The organism is Brasilonema bromeliae SPC951 (assembly GCF_012912135.1).
GTDB lineage: Bacteria > Cyanobacteriota > Cyanobacteriia > Cyanobacteriales > Nostocaceae > Brasilonema > Brasilonema bromeliae.
In genome coordinates this window covers 5,180-13,777 of sequence record NZ_QMEB01000185.1, presented here as the reverse complement: position 1 = coordinate 13,777, position 8,598 = coordinate 5,180, and the positions used below count along the sequence as shown (strand labels likewise).

Here is an 8,598-nt window from a genome sequence, read left to right as displayed (position 1 = left end):
TAAACATACCTCTTAAGGTTAGATATGAATGTTCCTTTTAGAAGTAGCTTTTTTAATGAATTAGCAAAGCAGAAGTTCAGCTTGATGAACTTTCTTTGTTCCTTTGTTTTTCTTGGGATAGCATTGCCGAACCTTTGACCCTTTGTCCCACTTATCTGGTCTTTACAGCGCTTTTCATCTATTTGAACCACAATCTTTCGTAGGGGCGCAATGCCTTGCGCCCCTACAATGTGGTCTATTTACCCGAAAATTGCTGTAAGTACAAGTACAAATAGACAACTACTGCGACGAAATGATATGTAGCGCGATATTTCTTCGCAAGTATGAATAACCGTGATGTAGGGTAAGAAGAACAATTCAGAATATGTCCTGCGGACACGCTGCTTTGTATCTCCTCCGGAGACGCTGCGCTAAAGCCCTCTGGGCGTGCGCTTGCGGTTACAGGAGTCAGAATTCTGAATTCAGCAATGCAATTATTGCGGGATTCAAACCCGCCACTATCTTGTTGATCACACTCATCCAATTAAGCTGACTCGCACAACCAGACAAACCAAGTCGTGAGATTCACAATCCCACGGCTTTGAGCGCGGAAATCAGCGTAAGCGAACGCTCATGCTGAGCGCCAAGGGCACATAATTTCCGCAGCCGTGGGAGGATGTCAACTAATTATTGAATAATACGGAAGTAATAGGCAGCTACAAGGAAATTGATAGCTAGTAGCAACACTGCCCAACCTACACGAAAGGTATAAGGAGGCTTAGCTCCACTTTTAGCAACGTCTTCGCCTACTTTTGCAGCAGTAGCATTAGCAGCAGCTGTCTTAGCGTCAGCAGTCATTGTGTTCTCTCCTAATTTAAAGACTTCTTAACAAATACCAAAGAGCTGTCATATATTGCCAGATTCTTCAAGAATATTTTTGTAGACTTTGCAGCACAAATCAGCAAAAATAAACAAAATGTAGCACAAAGTCCCGGACAGGATGGTTTATTCGTCAACCCCTGCGTGATAAGAACTGCGAACCAGAGGACCAGAACGAACATGGCTAAATCCCATTTCTCGTGCTACCTTGCCTAATTCATCGAATTCTTCTGGTGTCCAATATTTTTGGACGGGCAAATGTTCCAAGGAAGGACGCATATACTGACCGATTGTGATGCGATCGCACCCCACCTTACGAAGATCCACCATTGTCTCAATCACTTCCTCAACTGTTTCCCCGTGTCCTAGCATCAACCCTGACTTGGTGGGAATGCAAGAGTCGATTTCTTTAACGACTTGCAGGACAAAAAGCGAGCGATCGTACTTCGCCCCCCGGCGGACTGGTCCTTGTAACCGTTGCACCGTCTCAATATTGTGATTAAAACAAGCTGGTTTCGCCTTCACTACCTTATATATACGCTCACGTTGACCTTGCTGTCCAGCACCCGCACCACCCCAAAAATCTGGTGTCAATACTTCAATTTGAGTTTCTGGGTTTAGCTGTCGGATAGTTTCCATTGTCTTGACAAAATGACCTGCTCCTTGATCTGGCAAGTCATCTCGTGCGACAGAAGTCAGCACAACATAACGCAATCCTAAAAGCTGCACTGCTTGTGCCACTTTCTCCGGTTCTTCAGAGTCAAGAGGCATGGGTGCATGACCTTTATCGACTTGACAAAAAGCACAAGACCTGGTGCATGTTGCGCCCATGAGTAAGAAAGTTGCAGTTTTTTGAGAATAGCACTCCCCTCGGTTAGGACAGCGTCCCTCTTCGCAAATCGTGTGAATTTGACGCTGCTTGATAATACGCTGTACTGTAGAAAGTTCGCTGGCTTTGCCTATTGAACGACGCAACCACGCAGGCATTGCTCTTATTTCAGATTTCAGTTCGGCTTTTTGTGAAGAAGTCATAACCATTTAAAATCTTTGTAAACAATAGTATAGGAGTGAGAGAGTGAACAAGTAGGGACTCACTACGCTTAGGGGCAGGGAGAGGGGGAGAAGAGTTAATGGACAATAATTCTTTCTTCTCTCTTCCTTATTGCCTTCAATATCACCATGATACAAATCGAAATAAAAAGTTATACAAAATACATTTAATATTGTTATTTCTCCGAGAAATTACTCTCCCCTAAATCAAGAAAAGATTGAGTATAGTGTGTGAATTGGCGAAACCACTCTCTAAACATAAAGTTTTTATTACACCAAACACTCGTGGGAACTCATAAAATTCTAGTTATCGATGACACTACAGTTGTCCGGGTAAAAGTACGAGAAATGTTGCCACAAGGCAACTTCCAGGTGTTGGAAGCAAGAGATGGTCTTGAAGGATTGAATTTCATCCGTCAAGAAAAACTCAGTCTGATTCTGCTGGATTTCGTGCTACCTAAAGTGAGTGGCTGGGAAGTTTTCCAGGAGATTCAATCCCAGCCAGATTTCAAAAAAATTCCTCTGATCATTATGTCTGGTCGTAAAAAAGAGGTGATGGAAAAAATCCCAGAACCTTTTGAATATTTTGAATTTCTCGGAAAGCCTTTTGACCAAAAGCAACTTATTGACGCGATCAAATCAGCAATGACAAAGGCTAAAAAGCCCCGTCAAGAACCGGCTGAACTCTTAGCAGTATCTGCTAGAAATACTCGAATAACGGCAACTTCTAGTGAAAACGGAGTATCAACTGCTGACATTCAAATATTAAATCAAAAAATCGCCAGCATACAAACAGAAATAGATAGTTTGAATAAACAGTTAGCTCAGGTTGTCACCTTTATTCAACAGAAAATCAAATAATAGGAAATCCTTAAAAAATTGTCGTCGCTTTTTGAGCTACCTGGGGAATGTGAGTCACAAGATTTCTTTTGTTGGTAGTTGCGCTTATGCACAGCTACCAACACATGACTAACTTACTCGTTGTTCATTGCACTCACTTGAGTGGTCACAACTGTTGTCGATTGCAAAATTGAAGTATGAGCGATGGAATTGTTAGCCAGAGTAAATATCGGATTTGACAAGATTCCAGCGATGGAAGTGGCGACTAATGTCACGACCAATCCCACCTGTAAAGGTCTATATCCCGGCAAATTCCAACGTACTTCTGGATAATTTTTCACCACCTCAGACATTTCATGAGTTTCTTTAACGACCATCATCCTAACCACGCGGATGTAGTAGTAGATGGAGACGACAGTGGTGACTAAGCCCAGCAAAACTAACCAGTACTGTCCAGCTTGCCAACCTGCCCAGAACAGATAAATCTTACCGAAGAATCCGGCTAGTGGTGGAATACCACCCAAGGACAGTAGGGAAATACTTAACCCCAGTGTCAGGAGTGGGTCTTTGTGATACAAACCAGAGTATTCCACAATTTGGTCAGTTCCTGTCCGCAGGGAGAACAGAATCACGCAGGTAAAGCCGCATAAATTCATGAACAGGTAGATCAGCAGATAAAAGACCATGCTGGCATATCCTGCTTGTGTTCCTGCAACTAAGCCAATCATGACGAACCCGGCTTGACCGATGGAAGAATAAGCCAGCATCCGTTTCATGCTAGTTTGGGCAAGGGCGACAACATTACCCAATATCATACTCAGGACGGCAAGAGCAGTGAAAACAAACTTCCATTCGTTAGCAACGAGGGGGAAGGCTGTTGTCAGCAAGCGAATCGCTAGAGCAACCCCAGCTGCTTTGGAACCGACAGATAAAAAGGCAATTACTGGAGTGGGTGCGCCTTCATAAACGTCTGGTGTCCACTGGTGGAAAGGCGCAGCGGAGATTTTGAAGCCAATACCTGCAACCACAAAAACCAGAGCAATCACTAAACCCAGAGATTGACCAAAACCAGATGTGGCAATTCCACTGGCGATCGCACTCAGTTCAGTCTGTCCACCCGATAAACCGTACAACAGCGAAACTCCATACAAAAACACTGCTGTACTCGAAGCACCAATCAACAGATATTTCAGCGCTGCTTCGTTAGAGCGGGGGTCATGCTTAGTGTAACCTGTGAGTAAATAAGAGGAAATACTCAGAATTTCTAGAGAGATGAAAATCATCACCAACTCACTAGCCCCTGATAGAAACATTCCTCCCAGAGTAGCAGTTAGCAAAATCGCGATGAATTCGGCTAAAGGGGTACCACTTTGTTCAACGTAGCGAATCGACATCAAAATGGTGCCAGCGGCAGATAATGCTACAAGAGCGCGAAAGACGATACTTAGGTCGTCACCATTAAAGGCACCGCCAAAAGAGATGGGATTTGTATTTTCCCATTCAAACAACAGGGCGACGATAGAAGCAAGTAAACCTGCAATTGCTAGATATCCAATCCAGCGTGAGGACGTCCGCCCTAAAATCAAATCAACAATCAAAACTCCCAAGAGGGTGACAATCACAATCCCCTCTGGCAGAATTGTTCCAGCGTTCAGCTGCGATGCAAGATTAGCAAAATCCATGAGCTGTATTGGTTTTGGCTATCAGACATAATGGTCTAACTGTGTTCATTCTATTGTCTTTTACTCTCGTTGCATTCACTCGTGTATCGGGTGAGTGGCACCATCAGATTAAATTATGTTTAAGTTTAGTGAGCGTGATGGAAAAAAAGTTCTTCTTATAAAGTTAAGCAGACCAGTCATAAACTAATCTGCTTGCATAGAAACTGATGGTGACAGTTTTTTAGAAACTGCTCATTCCGTTAGATATTAAGTTTCGCTTTGCAAATGCTTTTTGTGCCTTTAGGCTACACTACAGATGTGAAGCTTGATTCATCAATAACTTCAAGCCTTAATAGCGTCCCCTACCAGAATATCGATCGTTGCTCCTGCCCCCCGAGTTACCGCCGCTAAAGCGACTATCTTTCTCCTCCCGTGGTCTTGCTTTATTGACTTTTAGCACGCGATCCATCCACTCAGCACCATCTAGGGCTTGAATGGCTTTGTCCTCCGCTTGTTCTGATTCCATTTCTACGAAACCAAAACCACGTGGCCGACCAGTTTCCCGATCAGTGGGCAATTGAACTCGCGTTACAGTACCATACTCAGAAAACACTTTGCTGAGGTCTTCTTGTGTAACGCTGTAGGATAGGTTCCCTACGTAAATTGACATGAAATTCTCCAGAATCCGATAGAAAGAGATGTGTATCCGGAGAACCGCTTGCACTTTTTAATAATAACAAGATCAGAATCGCCGAATTGACCTCTCCAGACTCAATCCTAACACAACTGTTTTTAAAAAAAGGTTAAATCTATCCTTTGATATTGATTTCAAGTATTATCTTTTACTATGTTTTCTATATCAACTATGACTTGCTTAAATACTTCCTCAGATAGATGACTATATGATATTTTCATTATATTTTATTTACGGCAAAGTGAATGAATACATAACAAGAACAAGCTAGTTACTATAAGCTTAATTTTTGAGAATTTAGATTTGTACAAAACATTCCTCTGGATGAAGAAAGACAAAAGGTAAAAGTCACTCCACCAAATCAACTTAAGGGCTTCCTGCACTCTTAGGACACGTAGTACGTAAGCGCAAAGCACACGAATCGGGCGTTAGCGAACGTGCCCGCAGGGCATATAAACAATGTATCCTTATCAAACCCAGACCGCCCGAAAGAGCGGCTTGCACTGTATATAATTACGGGGATATTCCCTGTTCCCTGTTCCCTGTTCCCTGTTCCCTGTTCCCTGTTCCCTGAGGCTGTTAAATTTGATTTCATTTTGGCATAGGCGACACAAACCTGGTTGTTATGTAATTGTATAACGATGCAGGTTGGGGGATTTTGAAAACTGTAGTCGCCAATTATGCCGATTATAAGTTAAAGATTGAAATAACGAGAAACTCACACCCGCGCTCCCGCCCTACCTTCCATCTGGGAGGAAGTTGTGCTAAACATAGGCGAATGACAGCGCCTAGTGGGCAGTTTGTGTAAGGATAAAATCACATATCGCTCAGCGTGAGGTTTTAGCTGAACCGATGCGCTCTTAACGATTTCAATTGACTGTTTAGCTTAGCAGCTATTCTTTGTTTAAAATTTCCATGTCAACTCTTGTCATCGTCGAATCTCCGACCAAAGCTCGTACCATTCGCAACTACCTGCCAAGAGACTACCGGGTGGAAGCGTCTATGGGTCATGTGCGTGACCTTCCTCAATCAGCAACTGAAATTCCCGCCAATGTCAAGGGCGAGAAATGGGCGCAGCTCGGGGTAAATGTAGACGCCGACTTTGAACCGCTGTATGTCGTCCCTAAAGATAAAAAGAAAGTTGTCACTCAGCTCAAAGACGCCCTTAAAGAAGTAGATGAACTGATTCTGGCAACGGATGAAGACCGGGAAGGTGAAAGCATCAGTTGGCATTTATACCAGTTGCTCAAGCCAAAAGTTCCTACAAAGCGGATGGTGTTTCACGAAATTACCTCTGACGCCATCAAGAAAGCCTTGAAAAACTGCCGCAATATTGACGAACAGTTGGTTCGTGCTCAAGAAACGCGGCGGATTTTGGATAGACTTGTGGGCTATACCCTGTCTCCCCTGCTGTGGAAAAAAATCGCCTGGGGATTATCTGCTGGACGCGTACAGTCTGTTGCTGTGCGGCTCTTAGTCAACCGGGAACGTCAACGCCGTGCTTTCCGCCAAGGTTCTTACTGGGATTTGAAAGCAACGTTAAACCCCCCTGATTCTCCCAAAGGGCAGTCATTTACTTCCCAACTGGTCACATTGGGAGGAACAAGGCTGGCGAATGGCGGCGATTTTGATGCCGCCACAGGGAAAATTCCCCCAGATCGCAATGTGATCTTGCTTAATCAAGAGCAAGCACAAGCCCTGAAAGAACGCCTAACAGGAAAAACTTGGAAAGTCACAGACCTTGAGGAACGTCCTGTTACGCGTAAACCCGCGCCACCCTTTACCACCTCGACCCTACAGCAGGAATCCAACCGTAAACTGCGCCTTAGCGCACGGGACACAATGCGGGTTGCCCAGAGTTTGTACGAACAGGGATATATTACCTATATGCGTACAGATTCGGTGCATTTGTCGGATCAGGCGATCGCCGCCGCCCGTGACTGTGTAGACAAACTTTACGGTAAAGATTACCTCAGCCCCCAACCAAGACAATACACTACCAAATCCAAAGGCGCACAAGAAGCCCACGAAGCAATTCGCCCCGCAGGTAGTACCTTCCGCACTCCCCAAGAAACCGGTTTAAGTGGTCGCGAGTTCCAAGTGTACGACCTGATTTGGAAGCGTACCGTCGCCAGCCAAATGGCAGACTCTCGCCAAACTCAAATCATCATGCAACTGCTCGTGGAAGATGCCGGTTTTCGCTCCTCTGGCAAACGCATTGACTTTCCAGGATTCTTGCGCGCTTATGTGGAAGGTTCTGACGATCCAGAGGCGGCGCTGGAAGACCAAGAAGTCATTTTGCCTAATCTAAAAGTGGGGGATAGTCCCAAATGCACTGATTTAGAAGCAGTTGGTCACGAAACCCAACCTCCCGCAAGATACACCGAAGCGACCTTAGTAAAAACTCTGGAAAGCGAAGGCATTGGGCGTCCCAGCACCTACGCTAGCATCATTGGCACCATTATTGATAAAGGTTATGCCCAATTGGTGAGTAATGCCCTCATACCCACCTTTACAGCTTTCGCCGTCACGGAACTGTTGGAAAAGCACTTTCCGGATGTTGTTGATCCCAGTTTTACCTCCAAGATGGAGCAAACCCTGGATGACATTTCCACAGGTGAAGCTGCGTGGTTACCCTACCTGAAGGAATTCTATCTGGGAGACAAAGGTCTAGAAACCTTAGTTAAGGAACAGGAAAGCCAAATAGATGCCAATGTTGCCCGGACAGTGGAACTAGAAAACCTAGATGCCAAAGTCCGCATTGGTAAGTATGGTGCTTATATAGAAAAAGAGAATGGTGATGGTGTTGTCACCGCCTCTATTCCCAAAGACCTGACTCCCGCTGACCTTGACCCCCAAAAGGTAGAAACACTGCTGCGGCAAAAAATCGTTGGTCCAGACGAACTCGGTATTCACCCAGAAACTGGCGAAACAATTTATGTCAAAATTGGTCCTTATGGTCCCTACGTACAATTAGGTGATAAGACCGACGAAAACCCAAAACCCAAACAAGCTTCCTTACCAAAAGGAATAACGTCAGAAAATATCACTCTTGAGACAGCTATTGGTCTTTTGTCACTACCGCGAACACTGGGGGTTCATCCACAAACAGGCGCTCAAATCCAAGCGAATTTAGGACGCTTTGGACCTTACGTTGTTCATAACCAAAGTGGTGCAAAAGATTACCGTTCCCTCAAAGCGAGTGATGATATATTGACAATTTCTTTAGAACGTGCATTAGAGTTGTTGTCTGAACCGAAAAAAGGACGCAGCACCACTAACAGCAAGTCTAAGGCGGCGGAACGGGAATTAGGCTCTCATCCTGCAGATGGTGAACCAGTCAATATCTACAATGGCCCCTACGGACCTTACATTAAGCACGGCAAAACGAATGTAAGCATCCCAGAAGGTGTATCAGTAAAAGATGTGACTCTTGCTTCCGCCCTGGAGTGGTTAGCATCCAAAGCATCAACAGCAAAATCGACTCGTAAAACA

The 8,598-nt window shown here is 44.6% G+C and carries 7 protein-coding genes; 2 read left to right on the top strand and 5 right to left on the bottom strand.

Annotated elements, in window-relative coordinates; genetic code table 11:
• The 3 genes from DP116_RS28675 to lipA form a co-directional block, all read right to left on the bottom strand.
• Window positions 1-191, bottom strand: a 191-nt coding sequence (locus tag DP116_RS28675; RefSeq protein ID WP_211173409.1) for a hypothetical protein, incomplete at its 3' end; no start/stop codon positions are given.
• 475 nt (window positions 192-666) lie between these two features.
• A complete protein-coding gene (locus tag DP116_RS20510) occupies window positions 667-837 on the bottom strand; it encodes a photosystem I protein PsaX (RefSeq protein ID WP_169156927.1) in 171 nt (56 codons plus the stop codon).
• Between the two features lie 147 nt (window positions 838-984).
• Entirely contained in the window at window positions 985-1,890 is a 906-nt protein-coding gene (gene lipA, locus DP116_RS20505; protein WP_169156926.1) for a lipoyl synthase, read from the bottom strand.
• Between the two features lie 303 nt (window positions 1,891-2,193).
• Here lipA and DP116_RS20500 point away from each other — a divergent pair, with 303 nt between their 5' ends.
• Window positions 2,194-2,769, top strand: a complete 576-nt coding sequence (locus tag DP116_RS20500; protein WP_169156925.1) for a response regulator — start codon at window positions 2,194-2,196, stop codon at window positions 2,767-2,769.
• Window positions 2,770-2,882: 113 nt separating this feature from the next.
• Here DP116_RS20500 and DP116_RS20495 read toward each other — a convergent pair whose 3' ends face one another.
• A complete protein-coding gene (locus tag DP116_RS20495) occupies window positions 2,883-4,430 on the bottom strand; it encodes an NAD(P)H-quinone oxidoreductase subunit N (protein ID WP_169156924.1) in 1,548 nt (515 codons plus the stop codon).
• Between the two features lie 328 nt (window positions 4,431-4,758).
• A complete protein-coding gene (gene rbp / locus DP116_RS20490; RefSeq protein ID WP_169156923.1) occupies window positions 4,759-5,079 on the bottom strand; it encodes an RNA-binding regulator in 321 nt (106 codons plus the stop codon).
• A gap of 939 nt (window positions 5,080-6,018) precedes the next feature.
• On the opposite strand from rbp, the gene topA reads away from it, so the two are divergent.
• The coding region (gene topA / locus DP116_RS20485) for a type I DNA topoisomerase (RefSeq protein WP_246275723.1) at window positions 6,019-8,598 on the top strand (2,580 nt) is incomplete at its 3' end.